This is a genomic window from Klebsiella sp. WP4-W18-ESBL-05 (assembly GCF_014169075.1).
Lineage (GTDB): Bacteria > Pseudomonadota > Gammaproteobacteria > Enterobacterales > Enterobacteriaceae > Kluyvera > Kluyvera ascorbata_B.
Window position 1 is genome coordinate 47,885 of record NZ_AP022058.1, and the last position, 26,098, is coordinate 73,982.

Genomic DNA, 26,098 nt, shown 5'->3' on the forward strand with positions numbered 1-26,098 from the left:
CACACGCCAGCGAATTCTGATAATTTATTATTCCATTAAAAAAATAGAATACCTGCATATTCAAATTCAGCACAGTGTATCTGTGCGGTTATAATTATCGGCCCTGTTTATTTTTTGCTGCTTTTTTCTTTTTCCGGACAGGGGACAAATGAGTTGTACCATCATTCTCTTCCAGCAAGGAAAGAAGAAATACCTCCTGCTCACTGGATAAATTGAGTTTTTTTATTTTATCTGCAAGGGTTCTTTTATTTTTCTCAGGTAGACTGGATTTCAAAAGAACCACCATAGAAAAAGGCTGCCCCAGAAAATAGCACAGGACAAGAAAGTTATGATCCATGCAGCACGCTTAAGCCGGTAATTATCAGCTTCCATAATACCTTTCCATTAGGATTAATCCTAACATTTTATAAGCAGTCTCCGCCCCCGTTCAAGTAATGAAAACTGAACAACCTGGTTGATCTTGCCTAAAAAATTTGAAGAAACCTGCAATAAAAAGGGTTCCGGTCCCTGTAAGACGAAGGGAATCTGGTAAAAATCCTCCGCTAAATAACCCTGTAATCTACTAACGGTGTAGCTGACAGGCTGTACACATGAGGCTGGCTAACCTCAGGCGAAGGCTCAACTCCCCAGCCACAACGGTTAAACAGTTTCACCACGCCTTCAACTCTGCCGGTCAACCGCGCTATCAGCGGTTTTATCTGGCAGCCGTTGTCGTCAAAAGCCATCTCAAGGTTAGCCCGGGAGAGATAGATACCATTCACCCCGGCATTCAGCGTGATTGCATACCGACCTGACCATTCCCGGTCACTCAGCAGACGGTAATTCCAGTGCATATCCCTCGCGGTTTCCAGGGCATATGTCAGCCGGAAAAGATCGTTCTGCTCAGACAACTCACCGGAACAGGACCGCCAGAGATAGTGGAGCTTGCTGGCCAGTTTCGCACTGACGCCCAACTGGCGGCCCTGTTTCAGCAGCCACTCAATATCAGGCGTGACGTCACGAGAAAAACGCCGTTGTTTCAGGGCTGTTGCCAGCCAGCGGGTAAGAAACAGATTTTCCTGCGCCACAGACTGTATTCCGCCATCCTGTCTGGCCAAAGCCAGTGCCATCAGGGTACACCATGCCAGATGACCCGCTCTTTCACTTAACGGGGTCTGACGCTCAGTGGAACGAAAACTCACGTTAAGCAACGTTTTCTGCCTCTGACGCCTCTTTTAATGGTCTCAGATGTCCTTTGGTCACCAGTTCTGCCAGCGTGAAGGAATAATGGCCGAGCATATTGATATGTCCGTGGCAAAGCGGGGAGAGGCGTGCGATATCTTCATCATTCAGTGTTTCACCCTGCGCCCGGAGATGATCCAGGGCTGCCTGCATATAAATAGTGTTCCATAACACGACGGCGTTAGTGACCAGCCCCAGTGCGCCTAGTTGATCTTCCTGACCGTCGGTATATCGTTTTCTTATCTCACCTTTTTGACCGTGACAGATGGCTCTGGCAACGGCATGGCGGCTTTCTCCCCGATTAAGCTGGGTCAGAATGCGCCGGCGGTAATCTTCATCATCAATATAATTAAGCAGATACAGCGTTTTGTTGATGCGCCCCACTTCAATGATTGCCTGAGTCAGTCCGGAAGGACGTTCACTTTTCAGCAATGAACGGACCAGCACTGAAGCTTGTACTTTGCCCAGCTTCAGGGAGCCAGCGGTCCGGATCATTTCGTCCCACTGAAGGACTATTTTTCGGGGATCTGATTGCCCTCTAGCAATATCATTCAGCACGCCATAGTCGGCATCATGGTCCATTCGCCAGAAAACCGAAGCACCGGCATCAGCCAGGCGTGGAGAAAACTGGTATCCCAGCAGCCAGAAAAGGCCAAAGACAAGTTCGCTGGCACCTGCTGTATCGGTCATAATTTCGGTTGGATTCAGCCCGGTCTCCTGTTCCAGAAGGCCTTCCAGCACAAAGATAGAGTCCCTCAGCGTCCCCGGTATAACGATGCCATGAAAGCCGGAATACTGATCGGACACAAAGTTGTACCAGGTGATCCCTCTGTTATTACCAAAGTATTTGCGGTTCGGTCCGGCATTGATTGTTCTGACTGGCGTAACAAAGCGCATTCCATCTGCAGATGCCACTTCTCCTCCACCCCATATCTGTGCCAGTGGCAGCGTTGCCTGAAAATCAACCAGTCTGGCATTAGCGCTGGTGATAGTTTCAGCCCGCAGATAGTTCGCTTTTGTCCAGTTCAGCCGGTGTCGGGTCAGTGCAGGAACATTTGATCTGATCAGTGGTTCCAGACCGATATTGCAGGCTTCTGCCATCAGCACGGCGCTGATGCTGACGGGCAGATCATCAACTCTGGCACTGGCTTCACTAGCATGGAAAAACTCATCAGCAAATCCGGTATGGGCGTTAATTTCGAGCAGCAACTCCGTTAAATCCACCGGAGGGAGCAGATCACTGATCATTTTGCTCAGTCGTTTCAGACTGTCCGGCTCATCAAGACTGGCGAGGGGAGAAATTGTCAACCGGGGCTTCGGGCCAGAAACATCGAGTTCGACAGCCTCATTTTCGCCAAGACGTGCAGCAACCTGTCTGTAACGACTATCAAGCTGATGACCCAGAGATTTTATTGCTTCCTGCGGGTCTGTCGGGTGCCCCAAAGAACGATAAACCTTAATCCGGTTTGCCTGCCAGTCAGCACCCTGTAGTAATCTTGCACGAGGATCTCCCCACCGGTTACTGCCGGTAACGTAGACATCCCTCCGCCTCAGACTATCCTGCAGTTTACTGAGAAAGCAGAGCGTGTATCCCCTGCGGGTGATATGTTTTTCCTTGTTGGGGTCCGCTTGGAAAAGGGAAAATAACCTACGCTAAGACTACTTTTTAACCAATCGGCTATTGGATATCACTCGGTTCGCGGGGCTACAGCGTTTCTGTGTCCGAAACCGAACGATTACGTACAGCATGTAGACAACATGTCCGAAAGTAAGCAAAACCATTAACGGACAGCCGGATCATTTCGTACATCCCTTACGGTCAGGGGTTCGCGCTCAATGGAACGAAATCACCCGTTAGCTTAAAACGCTTAACGAATGGAAGGGACTTCCCCTATATATGCGCCTGATTAACTTTCGTGCAATCATAGGATAAACATTGACCCAGAGGGATTCGTTATGACCATCACCACTGTCGGTATCGATCTTGCTAAAAATGTGTTTGCTGTTCACTGCATTGACCAAAATGGTAAAGCTGTTCTGGTTAAACCCAAGGTGTCGCGTGCAGCACTTTCTGAACTCATCGCAGGTTTACCTCCCTGTGTCATTGGAATGGAAGCCTGCTCGGGTGCCCACTATTGGGCAAGATTATTCAGGCAGTATGGCCATGATGTCCGGTTGATGGCTCCGAAATTTGTCTCACCCTATCGCATGGCGGGTAAGACCGGGAAAAATGATGCAGCTGATGCAATAGCTATTTGTGAGGCAGTGCAGCGGCCGCATATGCGCTTTGTACCAGTCAAAGACGAAAGCCAGCAGGCAATGCAATGCTTACATCGGACAAGACAGGGATTTATCCAGGAAAGAACAGCAACGTATAACCGTCTTCGGGGCCTGATATCTGAATTCGGGGTTATTGCCCCACAAAGCACTGATGCTCTGCGTCATGTTGTTTCTGACCAGAAGGAAACTCTGCCAGTACAGGTCAGGCTGTGCATTGATGATCTATTGACACATGTCACTAATATTGAAGAGAAAATCGCCGAATATGACAGGGTATTATCTCGTGTGGCCAAAACAGATCATCGCAGCCAGCAGTTAATGGAACTGAAAGGTGTTGGGCCCACCACAGCGAGTGCGCTGGTCGCCAGTATTGGCAATGCCCATGATTTTAAGAACGGGCGCCAACTGGCAGCCTGGTTGGGGCTAACGCCATCACAATACAGTAGTGGCGGAAAATCAAAGCTTGGCAGGATAACAAAAGCGGGTGATGCCTATCTGCGAACCCTACTGGTCCAGGGAGCCCGTTCTGTAATGGTAGGGGCAGAGAATAGAACGGACCCGTTTAGCCGTTGGGTCTGCTCGTTGATTGGTAGGCGGGGATACTGGCGTGCTGTCGTTGCAATCGCCGCCAAGAATGCGAGGTTGTGCTGGGCATCATTACATTACGGCGATGACTTCAGACTGTATTCAACAACATGAAAAATTTAACTGAGTAGTAACTGAACTGTAAATTGTTGATGGTAAAGGGTTAGACCCCCGTGAGAAGTATCTGCATATCCTACTGGATATCACTATCCGATTAACGAAGGAGGATCTCACGAGCGTCTTTCATCAGGGTCCGAATCACTAGCGATTCAGCATGACCGTTTATAGTAGCGCAGTCTTATCCCTTGCCTTTCATTGATGAACAGACAGAAATTAAAAACCGGCGTTGACTGTTCGGGGAAGCCCTTATAGTAGGATATTTAATGAGATGGTCACTCCCTCCTTCCCGGTACTATGCTGAGGACAGGCTTTCATTCGGAGAACTATCATGGAAAACATTGCGCTCATTGGTATCGATCTGGGTAAAAACTCTTTCCATATTCATTGCCAGGATCGTCGCGGGAAGGCTGTTTACCGTAAAAAATTTACCCGGCCAAAGTTGATCGAATTTTTGGCGACATGCCCCGCTACAACCATCGCAATGGAAGCCTGTGGCGGTTCTCACTTTATGGCACGCAAGTTGGAAGAGTTGGGGCATTCCCCAAAGCTGATATCACCACAATTTGTCCGCCCGTTCGTTAAAAGCAATAAAAACGACTTTGTCGACGCCGAAGCTATTTGTGAAGCTGCATCGCGTCCGTCTATGCGTTTTGTGCAGCCCAGAACGGAATCTCAGCAGGCAATGCGGGCTCTGCATCGTGTCCGTGAATCCCTGGTTCAGGATAAGGTAAAAACAACCAATCAAATGCATGCTTTTCTGCTGGAATTTGGCATTAGCGTTCCCCGAGGAGCTGCCGTTATTAGCCGACTGAGTACCATTCTTGAGGATAATAGTTTGCCTCTTTACCTCAGCCAGTTATTGCTGAAATTACAACAGCATTATCACTATCTTGTTGAGCAGATTAAAGATTTGGAATCCCAGTTGAAACGAAAGTTGGACGAAGATGAGGTTGGACAGCGCTTGCTGAGCATTCCCTGCGTCGGAACACTGACAGCGAGTACTATTTCAACTGAGATTGGCGACGGGAAGCAGTACGCCAGCAGCCGTGACTTTGCGGCGGCAACAGGGCTTGTACCTCGGCAGTACAGCACGGGAGGTAGGACGACATTGCTGGGAATTAGTAAGCGAGGTAATAAAAAGATCCGAACTTTGTTGGTTCAATGTGCCAGGGTATTCATACAAAAACTGGAACACCAGTCTGGCAAATTGGCCGATTGGGTCAGGGATTTACTGTGCCGGAAAAGCAACTTTGTCGTCACTTGTGCTCTGGCAAACAAGCTGGCCAGAATAGCCTGGGCCCTAACGGCACGACAGCAAACTTATGTAGCATAACGGCAGAAATACACCGGTTTAAAGAATTACTGATCTGGTTTTGCGAATACTGATATTGATGATACTAACGGCCCACCGGCCTGTTGAGGAACCTGTAAAACGGAAAGGCTCATTGAAGCCGTATATTTTCTGGAGGTTCATCAGGCGCGGAACTCATCAAGGCGCGGGAATAAAATCCCATTCAGACGCCGGATAGATTCAAGCAAGCCAACTTGTCGTCAAAATCGGTGTTGCAAAAACGGGAGTGACCATAGATTCCGTTTTCCAAGCGGACCCCATACAGGCTAGTCTTGCACATGAGCGGTCAGAAGCTGCTGCATTGCAGGATGCTATTGCCCAGATTAACCCAGAAAAACGTAGTGAGGAGACTAAAGAAGCCGCTATTCCAGATGCTCTGTTGCGGCTTCCGGAGGAACAGCAGCCGTACCTACCAAAAATCAGTAACGAAAAATCAGACTTGGCCACCATCACTGACAAAATCCGTATCGATCCAGAGGGGGCTTCGGTGAATACCGATGAGCTTCGCGCAGTACGTAAAGCTGGTATGGGGATGGATAACCTGCCAGTAACGGGAGAACAGCAAGTGAACGACAGACAGGTTGCAGCACGAATTGCCGGCGATTTGGCGGAAAGGGATGCCGTAGAAAGGGCCAGAACGATGCCAGAGCGTGAGCAGGGACGCATGCCAGAGCATGATGAACAAACACACACCCGCAATATCCAGAAAGAACGCTAACAACAGGATTCTCCATGAAAAAAACGTCAATAATTGCATTAATAGTTACAACATACATATGCTTTTCAGCTACTGCCACAGCAGCTAAAGCGCCAGTATTTACGCCAGAGCAAGAGGCAAGGATCGGAGAAATAGCCGGTGATTATCTGCTTGCGCACCCAGAGATCCTGGTCCAAGTGTCACAAAAACTGCAGGTTCAGCAACGCGAAAAACAACAGCAGGTCTATGCAATGAAGGTGATGGACAAACTCAAGCAACTGACCGCTGATCCCGATACGCCTGTGATTGGACCAGCGGATGCCCGTGTTGCCGTGATCGAGTTTTTTGATTACCAGTGCGTGCACTGCAGTAATCTGGCGCCAACGATAGAGAAGCTCATGAAGCAACGCGCGGATGTGCAGTACATCTTCAAAGAGTGGCCGATCTTCGGGGGCCGCTGGGAAAATTCAGCGCTGGCCGCAAACCGCGGCCTGGCTATCTGGAATGCCGCGGGGGCGGAAGCGTACCTATCGCACAGGGCATATTGAAGGAGACTTGACGGCCTCCGACATCGAGAAAGCGACAAAACCAGCTCTTCTTTCTGCGGTTAAAACCAAAGATATGTCTGCCGCGCTGGAACGTAATGATTCACTGGCCCAGGCACTGGGGCTGACCGGTACACCTGGCCTGATAGTTCTCCCGCTGAAAAATGCAACGCCGGCAAAGATCACTGTTATTCCGGGAGCCGTGGGCGCGGAGCAGCTGATGGCCGCAATTGATAAGGCTGGTCGTTAAATCCCCCTGCCGGCGGCGCGCTGCGCCGTTGTCCAACGCCAAAGGCAGGGAAAAGCAAGTTTCCCCCGCCTGTGGCGTTCCGAAAAAAGGAATTCACCATGTTTAACGTTGACGTTCGGTACCTGCGACCCTTATTCGTTGCGGGTTTATTCTGTGTCTCGCTGAAGTTGAATGCCTCACCTGTAGTCGATGTCGGTTTTTCTCCAGAAGGTACCGCGCAGCAGCTGGTGATACAGACGCTTAAAAGCGCCGGCAGTAACATTCGACTGATGGGGTACACGTTTACTTCGCCTGAGATTGTCAGGGAACTGGTCACGGCAAAACGAAGAGGAATCGATGTACGGGTGGTTCTCGATGATGAAGGGAATAGGGGGCGCGGAAGCCAGGCTGCCATTAATACGCTACTCAATGCCGGTATTCCTCTACGAACTGTCTCCACTTTCAGGATAATGCACGATAAGGCGATCATCGTGGATAACAAAACCGTGAGCACGGGTTCGTTCAACTACACTCGCTCTGCAGCAAGATACAATTCAGAAAATGTCATTGTCATACGGGATTTCCCATCACTGGCTCAAAAATATCTTGAGCACTGGCAGTCAAGATGGAGCGCAGGGCAGGACCAACACCTCTCGTACTAGATCTTCGTTTCTCCAGGTACACACCGCCATAATGTACTCTTCGTAGTTGCAGTCCTTCTTTTTACAGCCGATCCAGCTCACAGGAATTTTGATCCACACAAAAAATTCAGATCCAACCGATTATTTCTGCACCGGCCCTGCTGGAATTCAGACGTACAACACGGTAGACTCGGAATCCTCTGTGTGGCCTTGTGGTGGGGCTTCGCACTGAAAGTATTATGCTTTTTTCTTAACTAAAATTGAGGTGGCCATAAAACTGGCGCTTCGGTTCAGCCTTGTGGTGAGGTTCAGCAGTTGAGAGAGAAGAAAAATTCCATCGTTAGATGCGGACTGATGGAAAAAGGACTCAGGATTGGACGTATCCGTAAATCGTCCGGGAGAGGGGCAAGCCCGTTATGGCGGCCCTGAATGCACAAACCCCCCGATACCTGTCACATCTTGGCGGAAGTTCAGGTATCGAGGGGTCCAAAAGCAGGCGCATAGCCTGTGAAGGATTATAACGCATGCAATACAGAAAACAATATCCGGCCGCCATAAGTTCAGGGCCGGGTGAATAAAACTAACACCATCTCACGTCAATGCTATGTTGTGAATCCGATGCCGGCATTCTGCCGCCCGGTTTATCATAAACATAAGCTACCCGCATATAACCGTCGACTGCTTGGACTCCTTGAGAAGCGCGATGTTTCCCGTTGGGAAGGTTTTTACTTTTATGACGCATTCCATCATAAAACGAACAAACTTCTCGTGCGTAAACGCCATTTCAACCGGCATCGTGCCCGGGCAATGAACGCATTGGTCCAGGGGATGGTTTACCATCTCAATATCATTAGTGGTACGGTTCCTGTCAGTTTCACGACGCTTGCCCAGGAGTCCGGACTAGCCACGAAGTCTGCCGCCGGCAATGAGTCGATCACACGCGCGACGCGCGCTGCTCATGATTTAGCGGCATTTGGGCTCATCACCTATAAACTGCTCTGGGATAAAGTCACCCGGCAGTTCTTCCCCGCGGATATCGAAGTGACCGATCGCTTCTTTGATATGGTTGGTTCAACAACTCAAGCCTGGGTTAATGCTCGCAATCAGCAGCTCGCCTGGGTTAACCAGGGGCTGGCCAGTAAAGGCGAAAAACCACTCACGCTAACCGAGGCGCGCCGCCGGCAAAAGGAAAAGCTGGTTGAAGTCGCATGGCAAAAGCGCAAGAACGAGCGCAACATTCGCCAGCAGCAAAAAATGGCCACACTGACAGCTCGGCATGAGGAACCAGATTTACGCCACATGATTTCCTGTCAGATACAGTTGGAAATGAGCCAGGGACAGCATCAGGGGCTTTCTCTTGCCGATTTCCGCAAGCTGGTGAATAAGCGTATCGCCTGGATTAAAGCCGTCGCCCGACAGCGAGAATAAGCCTGTTTTTTTAATTATCCGCTTAGTTGCGGAGGCTTTGTCACGTCTGCCGTTCCGGGTTGCTCATAATTTCAACAAACATCCCTCCCACTTTCTCCTCGAAAGCCAAAATTCACTGTGGCCACGATAGTTACTCACGTTTCTATGCAAGTGGAATCGAAAATAAAATGCAATCATAATGCTGAATGCATGGTGACTTTGTTTTTACTTCTCTACAGAAAAAAAGAACTTAAGAGCTAACGCTCTGTGGATGACTTCGCTTGCAGTGGCCAAGGCCACGCCGCTCAGAATAGAAGTGCCTCCCGTCTGTCGACGGGCGCTGTCGCACGCAGATCTGGTAGTTTAATGCCTTCCCACCACTGGAACGCCCCCGCCCCGGCCCAAAGGGCCGGAACAGCGCCGTTTTTGATGATGGATGTTGTAACTAGCATTGAGCCACATGTCTTTAATCGCTGAAATATCGAGGAACACGCTCGTAAGCGCCCCTATGGGCCGCTAACGCGGAGATACGCCCCGGCGGCGGCAAAGCCTTGCCGTGACCACTCCGACCGCGCACAAAACGATTCATGGCGCTGGAAGCGGGTTTAGGCTTAGCAGCTACCGTGTTAAATCAAGCTATTTCGTCTGTAATTTCGTAGCAACGCCCCCGTAGCTTGCCTGCGGCTGCGCACTCGCAGTACCGCGCGCCAGGCCACAAGTGGCCAGCCGTTCCCGGTCGCAAGCGACCGGCGCTAACTGCGCCCCCCCGGGGAGGCTTGGTTAGGACAGTTTTTTCTGGAAGTTCATTGAGGTCTGGCAGGGTGGGGGATGGGATTGGTGAAACCTATCAATACGTACCGGCTTCGCCGGGCATCGGCGATTCAGCTATTCACCCTTATTTTACACCTGAATATCGCCTTTTATGCCCTTCGGGCATGACTGACTGGCTGCGCACTGCTTGCCAGTCTAAAAAATTAACTGCAATATGGTCCGCTATGAGCGAGGAGCGGACATTCCGCCAGTGCACTTGAATGAAATCGTATGAGATTGGAAGCAGTAAACTATTGCATGTACAGTAACAGCTTTACGTCTACAAGGTATTAACAGTATGACTTCTCCAGGCTCTCCTGATTTGAGCGACATTAAACACGACGACTGGGTCGATCGTTGGTTTTCCCCTGTCTTCAGGCCTTACCTCAGACTGGCGCGTGTCGATCGCCCTGTAGGTATCTGGCTGGTATTATTCCCGTGTGTGGCAGCTTTGTTTCAGGCTTCGAACGGATGGCCTGCACTGAAAGAAACGCTTGTTTTTTGCCTAGGCGCTTTTCTGATGAGAAGCGCCGGCTCGACAGTCAATGATATTGCAGATCGTAACTTTGATGCGCATGTGGAAAGAACCCGTTACCGTCCTTTGGCAAGCGGACAGATTTCAACACGTAAAGCCCTGTTTTTCTTTGTATCGCAGTTGTTATGTGCCGCATCATTGCTGTATTTCCTGTCACCATTTACACGCATTTTTGCTTTGGCTGTCGTGCCGCTGGTTATCATTTACCCTTTCTGCAAGCGATTTACCTACTGGCCTCAGGCCGTTCTTGGCGCTGCTTTCAACTGGGGCATGCTGATGGCATGGGCAGAGATTCAGGGAGAAATACCTTTCGCCGCGGTTTTAATTTGGCTGGGCGCGGTAGCATGGCAGATCGGGTATGACACTGTCTATGCCTACGTTGATGCAAAAGATGATGTACGGATAGGCATTCGATCGACAGCGTTACTGTTTGGCCAGCACGGAAAAAGCATCATAATGTTTTTCTATGCGGCTACCGTTCTGCTGTGGACATATGGCGGCTGGCTAATGCACATGAAACTCCCTTATGCCTTCTTCATGATGTTGATCACGGTGCATCTGTTCTGGCAGACCTGGCGCCTTGATTTAAAGCAGCCTTCTCTCAGCTTCAATCTTTTTCTTCATAACATTCTTACAGGCGTTTTGCTCGCGGTTGCTGCAATCGCTGGCACAACCTGAAAACTAAGGATAGCAGGCTAAGCTGAACTCACCTTTGATGTATGACGTGTTTGCCTGCTTCTCATAACAATGATGTCTGCTTCTGGCACTCAGGTGACCTACATAACGGCAATCACCGATGCTCAACTGTACAGTAAGATGTTTTTGTCCAGTTATACCTGCCTGTGGCATTTATCTCAGTAATACCTGAATCAGCTGAACGAAGATATACACTGTCGCTGCCACTTGTATAGTCCGGAACCCCCATCTGAGATAGCGCCATTCATAGCGTTCTCTGGCATCAGCTGCTTCAATAGCGGGGTCAGAACATTTTCTTTTCCTGGCCCTGAATTCATCGATTACCCACAGGATGAGAATAAAGATAATGATGGTTTTCTGAAGGATGGGATTATCCACAAAGAGTGACTCCGGCCTGCCCGCTGATACAAGCAGAATAGATGAACCACCTTCACGTAGCCACCACTAAATGTAGGGGTGATATTCGTTTTCGTTCTGGTGGATTTTGCGGTGATTCTGTCCATGGCAGTTTGCTCCCCTGCTATCTGACCGGCAGCGATGAGCGAAGAGCGGACATTCCGCAAGTGAAATTGAATAAAATCATATGACATTGGAAGCAGTACGCTAATGAATGTACAGTCACTACTTTCGTCTATAAGGTATTAACAGCATGACTACTTCAGGCTCTCCTGATTTGAGTGACATTAAACACGACGACTGGGTCGATCGTTGGTTTTCACCCGTCTTCAGGCCTTACCTCAGGCTGGCACGCGTTGATCGCCCTGTAGGTATCTGGCTGGTATTATTCCCGTGTGTGGCAACTCTGTTTCAGGCTTCGAACGGATGGCCTCCCCTGAAAGAAACACTTATTTTTTGTGTCGGTGCTTTTCTGATGAGAAGCGCGGTAATGACTCCAACTTATTGATAGTGTTTTATGTTCAGATAATGCCCGATGACTTTGTCATGCAGCTCCACCGATTTTGAGAACGACAGTGACTTCCGTCCCAGCCTTGCCAGATGTTGTCTCAGATTCAGGTTATGTCGCTCAATGCGCTGAGTGTAACGCTTGCTGATAACGTGCAGCTTTCCCTTCAGGCGGGGTTCATACAGCGGCCAGCCATCCGTCATCCATACCACGACCTCAAAGGCCGACAGCAGGCTCAGAAGACGCTCCAGTGTGGCCAGAGTGCGTTCACCGAAGACGTGCGCAACAACCGTCTTCCGGAGCCTGTCATACGCGTAAAACAGCCAGCGCTGGCGCGATTTAGCCCCGACGTAGCCCCACTGTTCGTCCATTTCCGCGCAGACGATGACGTCACTGCCCGGCTGTACGCGCGAGGTTACCGACTGCGGCCTGAGTTTTTTAAGTGACGTAAAATCGTGTTGAGGCCAACGCCCATAATGCGTGCACTGGCGCGACATCCAACGCCATTCATGGCCATATCAATGATTTTCTGGTGCGTGCCGGGCTGAGAGGCGGTGTATGTGAACTGTAACTGCCATGTTTTACGGCAGTGAGAGCAGAGATAGCGCTGATGTCCGGCAGTGCTTTTGCCGTTACGCACCACCCCGTCAGTAGCTGAACAGGAGGGACAGCTGATAGAAACAGAAGCCACTGGAGCACCTCAAAAACACCATCATACACTAAATCAGTAAGTTGGCAGCATCACCTGGCGTAGCTTTGTTTTCACCTGCGGGCCATTGCAATTTATAAGTGCTTCACGGATAAGGTCTGGAATTGAATGTCAGTCAGTTACAACGGGCGCGGGCTAAGAGACATATTATCATCGGCCACGATGTTACCTGAACTACCTGACCCGCCCCCTTCCTTGCGGAAAGAGGCTTTTCACAATACCAGGACTTAGCGGGGTTCATGAACGGTCTTCTGCAGGACGTGAGGCGGTCCCGTTTGCTTTTCTCATCGCCAGGCTGTACTGCCAGGTGGAAACCAGACAGACCAGTAAAACCGGTATCATCATCAGACCCAGAAGCTTCCATCCCAGTAAAGCCAGTATCACGCCCGCTCCGGATGTGGCTATCGCGGAGAAAACAAAACGGCTGGGCTACGCCCGCCGATGGCGTTCCAGACAGAGGATATCGACTGGCTGGTAGGAGCGCTTGATAAAGTACTGATGGCTTGCACGGCGAATAAACAGCAAAGCTGACGTTCTGGAAAAACACTGAGGTCAAAGCCACGCTGGGCGCGGCTGGAACATCTTACTCCGCAGCTTAAACTGGTCGCTATCCAGATTTTGCTGAATCAGATTGACTGTGAAACGGCCGGAAAAAAACTGGCAGAATTAATAGAGCAATTCGAGTTTGATATCACCGCTGCCGAACTGTCAGCGTATCTTTTTAAACCGGGCCATGCCTGACGGCTTACCCGGTAGCGATAATAGTGGAGACCGACGGAGGACTTCACTTTGGCCGCGGGATCAGCGTCCTGCGGATGGTTTTCATCAGAAGTTTATTGATGCAAGTAACTGATATTTAACATTAAATGCGTTGTTGGCACTTTGATGTGTATATCATTTGCTATACATTCGTGTTGTGTTATTCTTGTATATCAATTGCTATACAAGAGAGGTGTGTATGAAATCAGATGTTCAACTCAACCTAAGAGCTAAAGAGTCTCAGAGGGCACTCATCGATGCCGCTGCAGAAATCCTTCATAAATCGCGAACCGACTTCATTCTTGAGATGGCCTGCAAGGCTGCGGAGAACGTGATCCTTGATCGTCGTGTTTTCAATTTTAACGACGAACAGTATGCAGAGTTCATCGATATGCTCGATGCACCAGTCGAGGATGAGCCTCCCATTAATAAACTACTGGCAAGGAAACCTCAGTGGGATGTATAACTGCGCCCGAGCCGTTATCCAGCGCCCATCAACTGGCAGAGTTCGTCAGTGGGGAAACGGTACTCGATGAATGGTTAAAACAGAGAGGTTTAAAAAATCAAGCTCTTGGCGCTGCACGAACTTTCGTTGTTTGCAAGACGGGTACGAAGCAAGTAGCTGGTTTTTACTCTTTGGCCACCGGTAGCGTTAACCATACGGAAGCGACAGGCAGTCTTCGGCGTAACATGCCAGATCCTATACCGGTGATTATACTCGCTCGCCTGGCGGTAGATGTTTCATTGCACGGAAAAGGGGTTGGCGCCGATTTACTTCACGATGCGGTTCTACGCTGTTATCGCGTAGCTGAGAATATTGGCGTTCGTGCGATAATGGTTCACGCGCTTACTGAAGAAGCCAAAGGTTTCTATGCTTACCATGGATTTAAGGCATCGCAAACTCATGAGCGGACTCTGTTCCTTAAACTTCCATGACTAGTTACTGGAGTGGGGAGGTGACTGATACCGACATAATATATTGATTATCATATTATTTATTTCAATATTTAACATAATCTTTGTTATGCGCACCTGTATTGTAACTCCCATATTCTAATGTCACTTTTGGGGCTGCGGATGTTTTCCTGGACTGTTATGTTGTGATCCCAAGATGCTGCCGGTACTTCACAGGACTCATTGCACCTAATGATAGCTTGATACGTTTCTCGTTATACCAGCGTATGTACCTGTCCAGGAAGCAGATAAATTTTTCCAGCGTGATACCCGCCCAGTCTCTGCCATAGAACATTTCGTTTTTGATACGCCCGAAGAAGCCTTCACACGCAGCATTATCCGACGAGCATCCTTTGCGCGACATGGACCTTATAAGTCCGGAGGTGTTGATACGCTCGAGCCAGCCCGGCCACCGGTAATGGCCACCACGATCGCTGTGTATCACTGGTTTATCATGTTCGTTGAGCGTATCGAGTGCGTCATCGAGCATCGTATTCACCAGCGTCGCGTCCGGGCGTGTTCCTATCGACCAGCTTACAACATGGCCATCAAAGCAGTCGATAACCGGCGACAGATAGACTTTTCCAGCCGGAAGCTGGAACTCCGTAATATCGGTCAGCCACTTCTCATTTGGCCTGCAGGAGCTAAAATCCCGGGCGAGTAAATTTTCCGGTGCCGGGCCGATTTCGCCACAGTAAGAGTTGTATCGTCGTCGCCTGGTGCGCTTGACAACGAGCTGCTCTTCTGCCATCAGTCTGCGGACAACCTTTTCAGAAATAACCCTGTTGTTACCGCGAAGCATCGCGTGAAGGCGCCGATAGCCGTAACAGCGGTAATTCTCCTCAAAGATATCGGCCATGATCACGCGTATTTCCGCATACTTATCGTACAGACGTTTTGGTAAAAATAACAGCTGCGGGCAAGTTGTAGAACGCTTAGCAACTCAGCAACGGGGTACTTTTTCTTAAGGGCATCAACTATCAGGGTTTTCTCCCTGTTTTTCAGTTTCAGAAAGCTGACGCCCAGATCTTTTTTTATCAGTTCATTCGCCTTTGTCAGTATGTCACGTTCGAGCTGCAGCTGATGAACCTGCTTCCTGAGACGCTGGATTTCACCGAGTAAAGCATCCTGATTTTTATCCTGAGGGGCTGACTTTCGTTTGCGCATGGATTGATAAGCCTCGTCACTGATAAGGTCTTTCTTCCATTTGTACAGGACCGGGACGCTGACGCCTATGCTTTGTGCAACTTTACGCGCGGTTCCACGTCGGTTACAGAGCTCCCGGACGGCCTGAGACCTCTCTTCCGGGCTGGAGCATTTGTTTCGTGGGGACTGAACCAGGCTTCGATGGCGGGCAGGAACTGCCACAGCAGCATGAGTGCGGCGATGCAGCCAGTGATGACGAGCCAGCGCCGGATGAATCGATCCGGCGCCGGGCGGCTGTAGGGGTCGGGTAGGTCACGTCATTCTCCATGTTGAAATCAGCGCCAAAGGCCGCCAGTGCGCCAGCGTGGCGGACGTGGTGATACGGTCACTTCGGGGTCGTAACGGGCCGATGGAAACGGCGGCATCGCGGGCGGCGGAGCAAGTTCCAGCAAGCGCTCAATGCGTTCAGCCGTCGCTGGATGCGTGCGCAACCAGGAGGGTTCCGGATTGCCCCATCCGGGCAGCAGCCAGGCGCGCCAGGAGCGGCTCACCCGCTCGATCTTGGCGAGCGCTGAGGCCAGCCCGTGCGGGTCGCCGGTCAATTCGGCAGCGAGCCGGTCGGCGTCGAATTCGCGCACCCTGGACAAGCCCAACTGAGCCAGCAAGGCCAGCTGTGGCGCGACCGCAAGTAGAAGCAACGCGGGCCAATTGACTTCCGTGACTCCAAGCAAGAGCGTTGGCAAGCTGAGCACGATCGCAAGCTGCCCCAACAAGGCCAGAAGATGGGTGAGCCGGCTGATGGAATCGGCCAAGCCCATGACACGCAAATCCTCGTTCGCAATATGCGCGATTTCGTGGCCGAGCACGCCGGTCAACTCGCGGGGCGTGAGGCTACGCAGCAGGCCGTCGGTCAGCGCGATGGCCGCGTGATGCTTCGAACCGGTGGCGAAGGCGTTGACGACCCCGCTGGGCACGTAGTGCGGTACCGGCACGGTAGGCAGCCCGGCCCGCGCCGCCAGTTCGCGCAACACAGCCCAAAGATCGGGCGCTTCATCCGGGTGCAAGGGGCGTGCGCCATACAGCCGCAAGGTCAGCCCGGAGGCGGCCGCCGGTTCAAGCAGCAGGGTGAACCCCGCAGCCGCAAGCGCCAGCCAAAGCCCGCCGTCACCCAACAGCAGGCTGCCAGCGACGGCGGCAATTCCGAGCAGGGTCAGCACCAACAGCACGGTTTGCAGGCGATTGTGCCAGCGATGCCGCGCGCCGACATTCTGCGCGTGGCGCAGATCACGACTGATCATCTGAGCTTTCCCCGGCTGTCCGGTCATCGCGCTCGCGCAGCAGCCAGTAAGTCGCCCCGAGGGCCAGTGTCGCGCCTGCAAGCGCCGCGACCTTGGCGGGGCCGGTCTCCGGGTCGAGGATCACGAATTTACGCGCCAGGGCGATCAGCCCGATCAGGATCACCGTCTTGACCTGGATGATGCTGTCGCGCCGCAAGGCCACCCTCACGATGGAATGCTTGAACTCCATGGCAATGAGCAGCGTCATGATCATGCCGAACACGGTCTGGAAGACCTTGTGATCGAGCGGATTGAATGCATCAATGATCAGCAGGCTGAAGACGATCGAGATCAGCTGCAGCAGCGAGACCACGATGATAACGGCAATGATTGCGGACAGCGCGAGCGCGATCGCCTGTTCAAAGCGCTCGTAGAACGTCATCACTGCCCATTGGGCGCGAAATGTTTTGATCGGGTCTGCTTGCTTTTCCTTCATCGCCACTCCTCTCAATTCTGAAATACTTGTGCGCCCACAACTTGGTTGCACCCTTGTCTTTTTTGCCTGGTAGAGCGCGCTGTCCGCCTGCAGCATCACCTGCTCGACAGAGTGCAAACGGGGGTCAAGGAGAGCCACCCCCATGCTGGCGCTATAGCTGATCGACACCTCTCCACACACCACCGCTGTCGCCGCAGTGTCCTGACGAAATCGCTCCGCCCATACTTGGGCGCCTTCTATCGATGCCGCTTCCAACAACACAGCGAATTCCTCCCCCCAATCCGGGCAGCCATGTCGGTTGCGCGAACATGTTCCCTCAACCGTGAAGCAAAGGGGTCGGTGATCACCATACGCAGCAACTGCTGCTCTATTTCCTTGCGAGAAGAGATGTCGAACAGAGTACCGACTATCAGTTGCCTGCCCGCGTCACCCAGCCATGGGCCTTGTTCCTCGAAAGTCGAGTTGCCAGAGGAGCAGGTGAACAGATGGGCCGCGCCGTCACGCGAACGGATGGCCAGCGAGCGGGAGGGCAGTGCCGCCGCTGATGAGCAGTCCCCACGGCGTGGCCGACTGCGGATCACGCTTGTAGACGCCCGCGTGACCTGCGGCCACGACCGCCACCGCGATCGAGGCCAGGGAGGCTGCCCATGCCAGTGCCAGGCCGATGGGGTCGGACACGGCAGCCTCGCCCGCCATCAAGATGCGTCGCTCGCCTTCGCGGCATCCGGCTGCTCCGGCTCGGCCGGGGTCTGCGGTGGCTCTTTGCGTTCGAACACCACGCGTTCGGCCTTGTCGTCCCAGCGTGCGCTGACGTGATCGCCCTTGCCGATGCCGCCGCCGAGCATCTCGCGCGCCAGCGCAGTTTCCAGCTCGCTGCGGATCAGGCGCTTGAGTTCACGCGCACCGAACTCGGGCTTGTAGCCTTCTTCCGCGAAATGGTCGATCAGCGTCTGATCGAAAGTGAGTGTCACGCCCTGGCTGGCGGCGCTGCGCGCCACGCGATCGAGCTGCAGGCCGACGATGTGGCGGATCTCCTCCTTGCCCAGCGCATGGAAGACGATGATCTCGTCGATGCGGTTGAGGAACTCGGGCCGGAAATGGCCGCGCAGCACGTCCATGACTCCGGCCTTGGTCTTTTCGTACTCCTCGCCGGCCGCCCCGCGCGCCTTCAGCCGTCGCTGGATGATGTCCGAACCCAGGTTGGACGTGGCGATGATGATGGTGTTGGTGAAATCCACCACCCGGCCCTTGCCGTCGGTGAGGCGACCGTCGTCGAACACTTGCAGCAGGATGTTGTATACGTCAGGGTGTGCCTTCTCGATCTCGTCGAGCAGCAGCACGCTGTAGGGCTTGCGCCGCACCTTCTCGGTGAGCTGACCGCCTTCGTCGTAACCGACATAGCCCGGAGGCGCGCCCACCAATCGCGCCACGGTATGGCGTTCGCCATATTCCGACATGTCGATGCGCAACAGGGCGTGCTCATCGCCGTAGATCGATTCGGCCAATGCCTTGGCGAGCTCGGTCTTGCCCACCCCGGTCGGGCCCAGAAACAGGAAGGTAGCCACCGGTTTGCTGCCTTCACGCAGGCCGGCGCGGGACAGCCGCACGGCATCGGCCACGGCACGGACCGCCTCGTCTTGTCCCACCAGGCGCTCGTGCAGCCGTTGTTCCAAGTGCAGCAGCTTTTCGCGCTCTTCCACCGTCAACTCGTTGACCGGGATGCCGGTCAGGCGCGAGACGATCTGCGCCACGTGTTCCGCCTTGACCTCGGCACTGCCGGAGGCCCGCTCCCGCTCCCAGTCCTCGACGAGCTTCTTGAGCTCGGCCTCCTTGGCTTCGATGCGCTTCCCGAGCTCGGCGGCCTGGTCGTACTGCTTGCGCGCGGCCACGTAATCCTGTTCACGCCGCAGCTGGTGCAGTTCGGACTCCAGCTCCTGCACGGCCACCGGCCGGGCCGTGGCCGACAGCTTCACGCGCGCGGCCGCCTGGTCGAGCAAATCGATCGCCTTGTCCGGCAGGAAGCGCGCCGTGATGTAGCGGTCGGACAACTCGGCCGCCGCGATGATCGCGTCCTCGGAGATGCTGACCTTGTGGTGCGCCTCGAAGGTGTCGCGCAGGCCGCGCAGAATCATGATGGCCTGGGCCACCGTCGGCTCGGGTACCGTCACCGGCTGGAAGCGCCGCTCCAGTGCGGCATCCTTCTCGATGTATTTCTGGTACTCGTTCAGCGTCGTGGCGCCGATCAGGTTGAGTTCACCGCGCGCCATCATCGGTTTGAACACGTTGGCCACGTCCAGCCCGCCTTCGCCACCGCCCTGGCCGGCACCGACGATGGTGTGCACCTCGTCGATGAACAAAATCAGCTCGCCCTGGTGCTCGGTCACCTCCTTCAGCACCTTCTGCACGCGCTCCTCGAACTCGCCGCGATATTTGGCGCCGGCCACCATGGCGTTGATGTTGAGTTCCACCAGGCGCTTGTCGCGCAAGGTCTCGGGCACTTCACCCGCCACCATGCGCTGCGCCAGCCCTTCGACGATGGCGGTCTTGCCCACACCCGGCTCGCCGATCAGCACCGGGTTGTTCTTCTTGCGCCGGGCCAGCACCTCGATGGTGGTTTCGATCTCCTGCGCGCGGCCGATCACCGGGTCGAGCTTGCCGTCGCGCGCCATCTTGGTCAGGTCGCGCGAGTACTTGTCGAGTTCTGGCGTGTTGGTCGGCGTCTCAGCGCGGCCATCCTCGGCGCCCTTGCCGACCACCTTGCTGACCTGTTGGCGCAGCGCCTGCGGCGTCAGGCCGTAGCGGCGCAGCAGGTTGGCGGCCAGCCCTTCGCCTTCCTCAGCCAGACCGATCAGGAAATGCTCTGGACCGACATAAGAATGGCCGAGTTCATTGGAGGCCACGAAGGCGCGGCTGAGCGCATCCTTCACGCGCGGCGACACGCCGATCTCGCCCTCGAAGGGCTTGTCCCCGCGCTTGGCCTCAGACTCGATCTGCCGCTTGAGGTCATCGACCTTGATCTTGAACTGACCCAGGATGGTCTTGACCACGTCGCTGTCGGCCAGCGCCAGCAGCAGATGTTCGGTATCCACCTCGGAGCGGCCAAATTCGGCAGCGTGTTTGGCGGCCTCCTGCAGCAAGGCTTCCGACTGTTCGCTGATGCGGCTGGCCAGCCCACTGCCGCGACGGCGCGGCGCACCCGAACCTGCGGCGGCGGGCTCGCCAAACGAGGCATCGACCACGTCATCGGTATCGGCGGCAACTGGCGTCGCGTCGTCGCCGATGCGGAAGAAGTCACTGCCGAGGAAGTCCTCGAACAGGCCGCTGCGCGAGCCGAACAAGGCTTCCAGCGGCGAAACGGTGCGCTTTTGCTGGCGCACTAATTGCCGGTAATGGTCGTCGCACAACAGCATGGTGCTGTGACGACCGTTGAGATTGGCTTCCACCCGCACGGTGGCGGGTTGGCCGCAGACCTGGCATTGTTTTCTGGCCATGCTGATGCTCCTGAGAAGGTTGACAAGGTTGAGGCGACGAGGCATCGCGAACCGCGACTCCTCGTCTCGTGCCGGGTTTTTCTTGTGACGAACGAGCCGGCGACGTCAGCCGTTGATCGGGATCGAGCGTCCCTGCTTCGGCGCGCTGACCTCGCGCTTGTCGATCGTGACCGTGAGCACCCCGTTCTTGAACGATGCTTTGATCGAATCCTGGTTGGCGTCGTCAGGCAGGTTCAAGGCACGCTGAAAGCTGCCGTAGGAGCGCTCCACACGGTGGAAGCCACCTTCCTTCTTCTCCTGTTCCTGGCGCTTCTCGCCACGCACCATCAGCACGTCGTTGTCGAGAGTGATCTGGATGTCCTTCTCCTCGACACCGGGCACTTCCAGGGCAATCTTGTACTGCTTGTCGGTTTCCTGGATGTCCAGGGCCGGCTTCAGCATGCCCGACCAATCGGATGGCCACTGCGGCATGTTCGACGCCGGAAAACCGAAGCCCCGGAATGCGTCATCGAACAGCCGGTCGATTTCCCGATGCAGTTGCAGGATCGGGCTGACTGGCCCGCTCGCCGCTGGCAGGTCATTGCGCTGCACCGGCAGGGAAGAGACGGTCTGCTGCTCTTGCTGCTCGTTCTTGAACCAGTTCCAGGGAGCCAACTTCTTGAAATCGATGTCCATGTCATACCTCCAGAAAAATTGGAAAACGAGTTACTCAAGCCCTTTGCCTGCTGTGACGGGCAGTGCGCCCAGGCGACACGGGCTGCTCGGATGACTTCTGCTGTTCACGCTTGCGCATCACCTCCTTCTTTGCTCCGGCTCGGGTCTGATCATTGATCCACTGATCGATTTCACTTTGAGGAAACCGCCACGTCCCGCCCACCTTGAAAGCCGGAATTTCCCCGTGCGCGGCGAGCCGATAAAGCGTCCGCTTGCCGACTTTCAAGTACGCAGCCAATTCATCGAGCGTGAAAATCACCTGTAGGTGCGCTTTCATCCCTGTAGGTGCGCTTTCATCTCACCCTCTCCAATCGCGTCGCTTTGCGGTTCCGGCCAAGGAAATCCTTGTAATACTTTGTAAGATATTACGCTTACCATGACAGCCTTCAAGAGTCAATGTACAGCGTTCTCCCGCCCCATTGATGCAGGTCAACTGCTCAGGCAAGGCGCAGCGGGGCGGTCTGATCAGGCAATGGACAGCGCCTGGCTCGTCAGCCTGCGTGTACCACTGGCGCCTCGATCAAACACCGATCCTCACGTTGTAGCCGAGTGCCCGCAGCCCCTTGCTCGTCTGCATGTTCCTTGGCGGAAACTCGTCTGGGCGCGCCCAGACGACGATTTCCCCGAGGCTGCTCAGGCTAACGTGCGGAATTGCCCAGTCGTCGCTGCGGATCGCGTTCCAGAGTCGGGCCGAAACACTTCCGTTGCCCCAGACAACGTAGTTCAACAGTATCCGTCCGGCCAGCACACCTTCCCGACACCGCCGCCGAAGGCCATGGCCCATCAAGCGGATTTTCCATGCGCCCTCAGCGCCGTACCTACAGCAAATCTTTCAAGGCTCAGGTCATTCAGGAGTGTTCTGAACCCGGTGCCTCCATCGCAAACATCGCCTTGGGCTACAGCCTCAATGCCAACCTCGACCACAAATGGATTCGGCTGCCTACCCAGAAAACCACGGCTATCCAGCCAGCGTTCATCCCGTTGCCTTCTCAAATGCTCGGCGTGGGTTCGCATACTCAAGCGCGCTGCTGCGATCATGAGTTTGATCCAGTCGGCCCGTAATAATGGGCACGATCCGTATGCCTATCTCAAGGATGTGCTGACACGGTTGCCGTCCCTGTAACAGCCTGAAGTTGACCTGGGTAATCAAATACCGGTGTAGTGATTAGGAAACAGGGCTCGGATAACATCATGGCGCAGGTCACCCTGATCTTGACCCTCCATCTCCGAACAGCTTTTGTATCTTAAGTTAACGATGTCCGCTGCCGCCGGTATTCCCTCGGGGAGTGATATCCCAGCGCGCTGTGCGGGTGGCTTCCATTTCCATCAGATGTCCTTCCTGCTCCGCTACTGAAGGCGTGGTGCGTAACGGCAAAAGCACTGCCGGACATCAGCGCTATCTCTGCTCTCACTGCCGTAAAACATGGCAACTACAGTTCACTTACACCGCCTCTCAGCCCGGTACGCACCAGAAAATCATTGATATGGCCATGAATGGCGTTGGATGCCGGGCAACCGCCCGCATTATGGGCGTTGGCCTCAACACGATTTTACGTCACTTAAAAAACTCAGACCGCAGTCGGTAACCTCACGCATACAACCGGGCAGTGACGTCATTGTTTGCGCGGAAATGGACGAACAGTGGGGTTATGTCGGCGCTAAATCACGCCAGCGCTGGTTGTTTTACGCGTATGACAGGATACGGAGGACGGTTGTGGCGCACGTATTCGGTGAATGCACGTTGTCCATGCTGGAGCGTCTTCTGGGCCTGCTGTCGGCCTTTGAGGTCGTGGTATGGATGACGGATGGCTGGCCGCTTTATGAATCACGCCTGAAGGGAGAACTGCACGTTATCAGCAAGCGATATACGCAGCGCATTGAGCGGCATAACCTGAATCTGAGGCAGCATCTGTCAAGGCTGGGCAGGAAGTCACTGTCGTTCTCAAAATCGGTGGAGCTGCATGACAAAGTCATCGGGCATTATCTGAACATAAAACACTATCAGTAAGTTGGAGTCATTACCGAATGTTTAGCGTGGGCAAAGAAATGGCAGAGGCGGAAGATATAAGCGTTTCCCATCAGTTCAAAACATAAGCGAGTGGGTCGTTGATCGTTTGATATCAGAAATTATCACAGAGGGTAGAGATGACTGATATCACCGAACTGACACAGTATGAAATAAACTGTCCGGGCGTCGGGCTTGCAAATAGCGGCGAGCCCGACGCCCGGTGGTGTCAACCTTCCAGATTCAGCTCCACGCTGCGCTTAAGCACCAGGCGCATAATGGCGTAATAAACCATGCCGACGGCAAGCCAGCTCAGGCCGAGCACTTTGGCTTCAATATCCATTTCATAAATGACAAAGCCGATAATGCACAAACCAATCACTGGGAAGAGCAGATGCATCACCAGATTGCGCGATTTTTGACGGATCAGATAGTGGTTGATAACCGCCACGTGCAGCACAAGGAAGCCCATAAGCGCGCCGAAGTTAACCAGCCTGCTGAGGTTGTCGATATCGCCGTAGAACCAGAGACCGGAAACCAGTGAAATCAGTGCGACTAATAATGTACTGACATACGGTGTTTTCAGGCGTGGATGAACCTTCGCAAGCAACTGCGGGAGTTGCTTATCACGAGCCATCGCAAACAGGATGCGTGAAACCGCCGCCTGGGCAACCAGCGCGTTTGCGATCCCCCAGGAAATCACCGTGGACCACATGGTGACGTATTTCAGCCATTGGCCGCCGGCCAGATTGGCAGTATCGTAGAACGCGGTATCGAGGCTGCCAAATTTCATTCCTTGCGCAAGGTCCGCCGCAATCCAGGTTTGGAGAATGAACAGCGTACCGACCAGCATCAGGGCGCCCAACGAGGCCTTACCCACGGTATCGACGCCGCCTTTGGTTTCTTCGGACAGCGTCGATATTCCATCGAAGCCGAGGAAAGAGAGCACGGCAATTGAGACTGCGCCCATGACCAGAGGCAGGCTGAATTTATCGGCATTATACAAGGGGGCGAGCGTCAGATGGCCTGCCCCGGCTCCGGAATAAAGCGCAATCAATCCCAGTACCACAAAAATTGCGAGCACCACGATTTCAGCCACCAAAATGGTATTATTCGCCCGTGCGGTAAAGGTAATGCCGCGTAAGTTAATCAGGCTGTTAAGCGCGATAAAGCCGATAATCCAGACCCAGCCCGGAACGCCCGGTAACATCGGCCCCACCGCCGCCGCGCTGACAATATACAGTAGCGATGGCACCAGAATGTAATCCAGCAATATCAGCCAGCCAGCAAAAAAACCTACGATAGGGTGTATTCCGCGCTGAGCGTATGCGTATACCGAACCTGAAACGGGGAACGCGCGTGACATCGACCAGTAGCTCATGGCGGTGAAAAACATTGCCACCATGCCGATCAGATAAGCCAGCGCCACCATGCCCTGCGCGCCATCCCAGACGTAGCCGAAGACACCGAAAGGGGCTATGGGTACCATAAAAATCATGCCGTAAACCAGCAGATCGCGAAAGGTCAATGCTCGATGGAGCTCCTGTTTATAACCGAACTGTTCGATGCTCATGCCTGCTTCCCTTCAATACTCAGCGAAAGCTGCGCCGCCACCGATTTGGGTAACGCGTAGCGGCAAGTTTTCAGCGGGTCGACCACCTGACAGATTTGCAGGTCGCCAGCGATACTCAGTATATTGATAGCTTCCGCCAGCATCAGGGAAGTATTATCGGCGATAAAATGTGCCATATTACGTGCCGCAAGGGCTGCCGCATCGTCGAGGGTAACGGCAGAAGCGAGGGTGAAAATCGTTTCGTTGTTTTCCAGCATCGGCAAGGGTAGCTGACGGTTTTTAACAACGGTTAACTCAACGAGGACTTCGCCCGGCACTTCCAGGCCGCAAACTGAGACTTCGCCATCACCCATCGCGGCGTGTAAATCTCCCAGCGCGAAAAGCGCACCAGGTACGTTGACCGGTAGCCAGAGGGTGCTGCCTGCGGTGATCATTTTGCAGTCCATATTACCGCCGTGGCTATCCGGCGTGCCGCAGGAGATAGCCTTTCCGGCAGGCGCGACGCCGATAACGCCAACCATCGGATTAAGCGGCACACGTACATTGCCAGGCATGATCGCATGGCCCTGTTCAATGGGCACTATGGTCACTTTTGGAGCACTAAGTTCGTCGCCAATCACCCCGAGTTGCGGGGCGGTGACCATCACCGCCTGCTGGCTCGTCAGGGTAATTTTCTTGATGGTGACTTTAAGCGCATCGCCCGGTTCGGCGCCTACAATGTAGACCGGCCCGGTGGCCGGGTTAATACGCTGCCAGTCCAACTCGTTGAACACGGTCTCGGCAGAGGTGATTTGGTCGGAGAAGCAGTCGCAGGTTTCAAATAACACTTCACTTCCACTGTTGACGGTGGCGACAGGAACGTTATCGCGCGACATGGCGTAAACCATCCGATCTTTGGGTATTTTCATTAGATTCATCCCGGTAATATTGTTGTGTTTTTTTTGGTGTTTCCC

24 protein-coding genes and 6 pseudogenes are annotated in these 26,098 nt (G+C 53.7%); 13 read left to right on the top strand and 17 right to left on the bottom strand.

Going from position 1 to position 26,098, the window contains the following annotated elements:
• Nucleotides 1-94: 94 nt before the first annotated feature.
• The 3 genes and pseudogenes from H7R58_RS24045 to H7R58_RS24055 form a co-directional block, all read right to left on the bottom strand.
• Nucleotides 95-337, bottom strand: a complete 243-nt coding sequence (locus tag H7R58_RS24045) for a hypothetical protein (RefSeq protein ID WP_172700891.1) — start codon at nt 335-337, stop codon at nt 95-97.
• Between the two features lie 205 nt (nt 338-542).
• Nucleotides 543-1,109 (bottom strand): DUF2913 family protein, encoded by a 567-nt coding sequence (locus tag H7R58_RS24050; RefSeq protein WP_182934831.1) that lies wholly within the window; start codon nt 1,107-1,109, stop codon nt 543-545.
• 106 nt (nt 1,110-1,215) lie between these two features.
• Nucleotides 1,216-2,835, bottom strand: a pseudogene (locus H7R58_RS24055) (Tn3-like element Tn3 family transposase); the annotation flags it as partial.
• Between the two features lie 342 nt (nt 2,836-3,177).
• Here H7R58_RS24055 and H7R58_RS24060 point away from each other — a divergent pair.
• From H7R58_RS24060 to ubiA, 7 genes and pseudogenes are all read left to right on the top strand, one after another.
• A complete protein-coding gene (locus tag H7R58_RS24060; protein ID WP_000156884.1) occupies nt 3,178-4,200 on the top strand; it encodes an IS110-like element IS5708 family transposase in 1,023 nt (340 codons plus the stop codon).
• Nucleotides 4,201-4,534: 334 nt separating this feature from the next.
• The gene (locus H7R58_RS24065) at nt 4,535-5,539 is read left to right on the top strand and encodes an IS110-like element IS4321 family transposase (RefSeq protein WP_000427623.1); all 1,005 of its coding nucleotides are present in this window, start codon (nt 4,535-4,537) and stop codon (nt 5,537-5,539) included.
• A 319-nt stretch (nt 5,540-5,858) separates the two neighbouring features.
• Nucleotides 5,859-6,275, top strand: coding sequence for a hypothetical protein (locus H7R58_RS24070; RefSeq protein ID WP_115074988.1), 417 nt, complete (start codon nt 5,859-5,861; stop codon nt 6,273-6,275).
• A 14-nt stretch (nt 6,276-6,289) separates the two neighbouring features.
• Nucleotides 6,290-7,049, top strand: a pseudogene (locus tag H7R58_RS24075) (thioredoxin domain-containing protein).
• 98 nt (nt 7,050-7,147) lie between these two features.
• Nucleotides 7,148-7,690 carry a phospholipase D family nuclease gene (locus tag H7R58_RS24080; protein ID WP_035896708.1) on the top strand — a complete coding sequence of 181 codons (543 nt, stop codon included), beginning with the start codon at nt 7,148-7,150 and terminating at the stop codon, nt 7,688-7,690.
• Between the two features lie 549 nt (nt 7,691-8,239).
• Nucleotides 8,240-9,097 carry a plasmid replication initiator RepA gene (gene repA, locus H7R58_RS24085; protein WP_227675000.1) on the top strand — a complete coding sequence of 286 codons (858 nt, stop codon included), beginning with the start codon at nt 8,240-8,242 and terminating at the stop codon, nt 9,095-9,097.
• A 1,087-nt stretch (nt 9,098-10,184) separates the two neighbouring features.
• A complete protein-coding gene (gene ubiA, locus H7R58_RS24090) occupies nt 10,185-11,099 on the top strand; it encodes a 4-hydroxybenzoate octaprenyltransferase (RefSeq protein WP_035896705.1) in 915 nt (304 codons plus the stop codon).
• A 171-nt stretch (nt 11,100-11,270) separates the two neighbouring features.
• Here ubiA and H7R58_RS25395 read toward each other — a convergent pair whose 3' ends face one another.
• The gene (locus tag H7R58_RS25395) at nt 11,271-11,495 is read right to left on the bottom strand and encodes a hypothetical protein (RefSeq protein ID WP_115075009.1); all 225 of its coding nucleotides are present in this window, start codon (nt 11,493-11,495) and stop codon (nt 11,271-11,273) included.
• A 271-nt stretch (nt 11,496-11,766) separates the two neighbouring features.
• Between H7R58_RS25395 and H7R58_RS25400 the strand changes: the two are divergent.
• Nucleotides 11,767-12,009 (top strand): annotated as a pseudogene (locus H7R58_RS25400) (4-hydroxybenzoate octaprenyltransferase); the annotation flags it as partial.
• Nucleotides 12,010-12,014: 5 nt separating this feature from the next.
• Here the strand turns inward: H7R58_RS25400 and H7R58_RS24095 are convergent.
• Nucleotides 12,015-12,712 (bottom strand): IS1 family transposase gene (locus H7R58_RS24095; protein ID WP_227675001.1). Its coding sequence is split into 2 segments (ribosomal slippage): nt 12,015-12,463 and nt 12,463-12,712, totalling 699 coding nucleotides; the frame shifts between segments, so codons are not numbered across the junction.
• Between the two features lie 255 nt (nt 12,713-12,967).
• Nucleotides 12,968-13,114 carry a hypothetical protein gene (locus H7R58_RS24100; protein WP_227675002.1) on the bottom strand — a complete coding sequence of 49 codons (147 nt, stop codon included), beginning with the start codon at nt 13,112-13,114 and terminating at the stop codon, nt 12,968-12,970.
• 574 nt (nt 13,115-13,688) lie between these two features.
• Between H7R58_RS24100 and H7R58_RS24105 the strand changes: the two genes are divergently transcribed.
• A complete protein-coding gene (locus H7R58_RS24105) occupies nt 13,689-13,955 on the top strand; it encodes a type II toxin-antitoxin system TacA family antitoxin (protein WP_035896700.1) in 267 nt (88 codons plus the stop codon).
• Complete coding sequence (locus H7R58_RS24110) at nt 13,943-14,425, top strand: GNAT family N-acetyltransferase (RefSeq protein WP_035896699.1); 483 nt, start codon at nt 13,943-13,945, stop codon at nt 14,423-14,425. Before H7R58_RS24105 ends, H7R58_RS24110 begins: the two co-directional genes overlap by 13 nt.
• A 157-nt stretch (nt 14,426-14,582) precedes the next feature.
• Here the strand turns inward: H7R58_RS24110 and H7R58_RS24115 are convergent.
• From H7R58_RS24115 to H7R58_RS24150, 9 genes and pseudogenes are all read right to left on the bottom strand, one after another.
• A pseudogene (locus tag H7R58_RS24115) lies at nt 14,583-15,769 on the bottom strand (IS3 family transposase); the annotation flags it as partial.
• Nucleotides 15,770-15,924: 155 nt separating this feature from the next.
• A complete protein-coding gene (locus tag H7R58_RS24120) occupies nt 15,925-16,887 on the bottom strand; it encodes a zinc metalloprotease HtpX (RefSeq protein ID WP_051910814.1) in 963 nt (320 codons plus the stop codon).
• Entirely contained in the window at nt 16,874-17,362 is a 489-nt protein-coding gene (locus tag H7R58_RS24125) for a phosphate-starvation-inducible PsiE family protein (protein WP_035896696.1), read from the bottom strand. Before H7R58_RS24125 ends, H7R58_RS24120 begins: the two co-directional genes overlap by 14 nt.
• Before the next feature lie 114 nt (nt 17,363-17,476).
• Nucleotides 17,477-17,623, bottom strand: a pseudogene (locus H7R58_RS25405) (diguanylate cyclase); the annotation flags it as partial.
• Between the two features lie 237 nt (nt 17,624-17,860).
• Nucleotides 17,861-18,058 (bottom strand): hypothetical protein, encoded by a 198-nt coding sequence (locus H7R58_RS24130; RefSeq protein ID WP_035896695.1) that lies wholly within the window; start codon nt 18,056-18,058, stop codon nt 17,861-17,863.
• Nucleotides 18,058-20,853: a heat shock survival AAA family ATPase ClpK gene (gene clpK, locus H7R58_RS24135; protein WP_115075007.1), complete on the bottom strand. Its 2,796-nt coding sequence runs from the start codon at nt 20,851-20,853 to the stop codon at nt 18,058-18,060. Before clpK ends, H7R58_RS24130 begins: the two co-directional genes overlap by 1 nt.
• 105 nt (nt 20,854-20,958) lie before the next feature.
• On the bottom strand, nt 20,959-21,528 hold the full coding sequence (gene hsp20 / locus H7R58_RS24140) for a small heat shock protein sHSP20 (protein WP_115075005.1): 570 nt from the start codon (nt 21,526-21,528) through the stop codon (nt 20,959-20,961).
• Between the two features lie 34 nt (nt 21,529-21,562).
• Entirely contained in the window at nt 21,563-21,844 is a 282-nt protein-coding gene (locus H7R58_RS24145) for a helix-turn-helix domain-containing protein (protein WP_013307885.1), read from the bottom strand.
• Nucleotides 21,845-22,087: 243 nt separating this feature from the next.
• Nucleotides 22,088-22,351 (bottom strand): hypothetical protein, encoded by a 264-nt coding sequence (locus H7R58_RS24150; protein ID WP_004118208.1) that lies wholly within the window; start codon nt 22,349-22,351, stop codon nt 22,088-22,090.
• Between the two features lie 14 nt (nt 22,352-22,365).
• Between H7R58_RS24150 and H7R58_RS24155 the strand changes: the two genes are divergently transcribed.
• The 3 genes and pseudogenes from H7R58_RS24155 (at nt 22,366) to H7R58_RS24165 (ending at nt 23,575) form a co-directional block, all read left to right on the top strand.
• Nucleotides 22,366-22,629 carry a transposase gene (locus H7R58_RS24155; RefSeq protein WP_004118209.1) on the top strand — a complete coding sequence of 88 codons (264 nt, stop codon included), beginning with the start codon at nt 22,366-22,368 and terminating at the stop codon, nt 22,627-22,629.
• Nucleotides 22,586-22,690, top strand: a pseudogene (locus H7R58_RS24160) (transposase domain-containing protein); the annotation flags it as partial. The gene H7R58_RS24155 and the pseudogene H7R58_RS24160, both read left to right, overlap by 44 nt.
• A gap of 187 nt (nt 22,691-22,877) precedes the next feature.
• Nucleotides 22,878-23,575, top strand: a protein-coding gene (locus H7R58_RS24165; RefSeq protein WP_227675003.1) for an IS1 family transposase whose coding sequence is annotated in 2 segments (ribosomal slippage) — nt 22,878-23,127 and nt 23,127-23,575 — 699 coding nt in all. Because the reading frame shifts where the segments join, the coding sequence is not laid out codon by codon here.
• A 226-nt stretch (nt 23,576-23,801) separates the two neighbouring features.
• Here the strand turns inward: H7R58_RS24165 and H7R58_RS24170 are convergent.
• The gene (locus tag H7R58_RS24170) at nt 23,802-25,145 is read right to left on the bottom strand and encodes an APC family permease (protein ID WP_032192047.1); all 1,344 of its coding nucleotides are present in this window, start codon (nt 25,143-25,145) and stop codon (nt 23,802-23,804) included.
• Nucleotides 25,142-26,053 carry an acetamidase/formamidase family protein gene (locus tag H7R58_RS24175; protein ID WP_032192052.1) on the bottom strand — a complete coding sequence of 304 codons (912 nt, stop codon included), beginning with the start codon at nt 26,051-26,053 and terminating at the stop codon, nt 25,142-25,144. The genes H7R58_RS24170 and H7R58_RS24175 overlap by 4 nt, the downstream gene beginning before the upstream one ends.
• Between the last annotated feature and the right edge of the window lie 45 nt (nt 26,054-26,098).

Bases quoted from the DNA above. Each gene is read 5' to 3' on its own strand.
- H7R58_RS24045 (WP_172700891.1), bottom strand. From the start codon at position 337: ATGGATCATAACTTTCTTGTCCTGTGCTATTTTCTGGGGCAGCCTTTT.
- H7R58_RS24050 (WP_182934831.1), bottom strand. From the start codon at position 1,109: ATGGCACTGGCTTTGGCCAGACAGGATGGCGGAATACAGTCTGTGGCG.
- H7R58_RS24060 (WP_000156884.1), top strand. From the start codon at position 3,178: ATGACCATCACCACTGTCGGTATCGATCTTGCTAAAAATGTGTTTGCT.
- H7R58_RS24065 (WP_000427623.1), top strand. From the start codon at position 4,535: ATGGAAAACATTGCGCTCATTGGTATCGATCTGGGTAAAAACTCTTTC.
- H7R58_RS24080 (WP_035896708.1), top strand. From the start codon at position 7,148: ATGTTTAACGTTGACGTTCGGTACCTGCGACCCTTATTCGTTGCGGGT.
- ubiA (WP_035896705.1), top strand. From the start codon at position 10,185: ATGACTTCTCCAGGCTCTCCTGATTTGAGCGACATTAAACACGACGAC.
- H7R58_RS24105 (WP_035896700.1), top strand. From the start codon at position 13,689: ATGAAATCAGATGTTCAACTCAACCTAAGAGCTAAAGAGTCTCAGAGG.
- H7R58_RS24120 (WP_051910814.1), bottom strand. From the start codon at position 16,887: ATGATCAGTCGTGATCTGCGCCACGCGCAGAATGTCGGCGCGCGGCAT.
- H7R58_RS24125 (WP_035896696.1), bottom strand. From the start codon at position 17,362: ATGAAGGAAAAGCAAGCAGACCCGATCAAAACATTTCGCGCCCAATGG.
- H7R58_RS24130 (WP_035896695.1), bottom strand. From the start codon at position 18,058: ATGGCGGGCGAGGCTGCCGTGTCCGACCCCATCGGCCTGGCACTGGCA.
- clpK (WP_115075007.1), bottom strand. From the start codon at position 20,853: ATGGCCAGAAAACAATGCCAGGTCTGCGGCCAACCCGCCACCGTGCGG.
- hsp20 (WP_115075005.1), bottom strand. From the start codon at position 21,528: ATGGACATCGATTTCAAGAAGTTGGCTCCCTGGAACTGGTTCAAGAAC.
- H7R58_RS24145 (WP_013307885.1), bottom strand. From the start codon at position 21,844: ATGAAAGCGCACCTACAGGTGATTTTCACGCTCGATGAATTGGCTGCG.
- H7R58_RS24150 (WP_004118208.1), bottom strand. From the start codon at position 22,351: ATGGGCCATGGCCTTCGGCGGCGGTGTCGGGAAGGTGTGCTGGCCGGA.
- H7R58_RS24155 (WP_004118209.1), top strand. From the start codon at position 22,366: ATGCGCCCTCAGCGCCGTACCTACAGCAAATCTTTCAAGGCTCAGGTC.
- H7R58_RS24170 (WP_032192047.1), bottom strand. From the start codon at position 25,145: ATGAGCATCGAACAGTTCGGTTATAAACAGGAGCTCCATCGAGCATTG.
- H7R58_RS24175 (WP_032192052.1), bottom strand. From the start codon at position 26,053: ATGAAAATACCCAAAGATCGGATGGTTTACGCCATGTCGCGCGATAAC.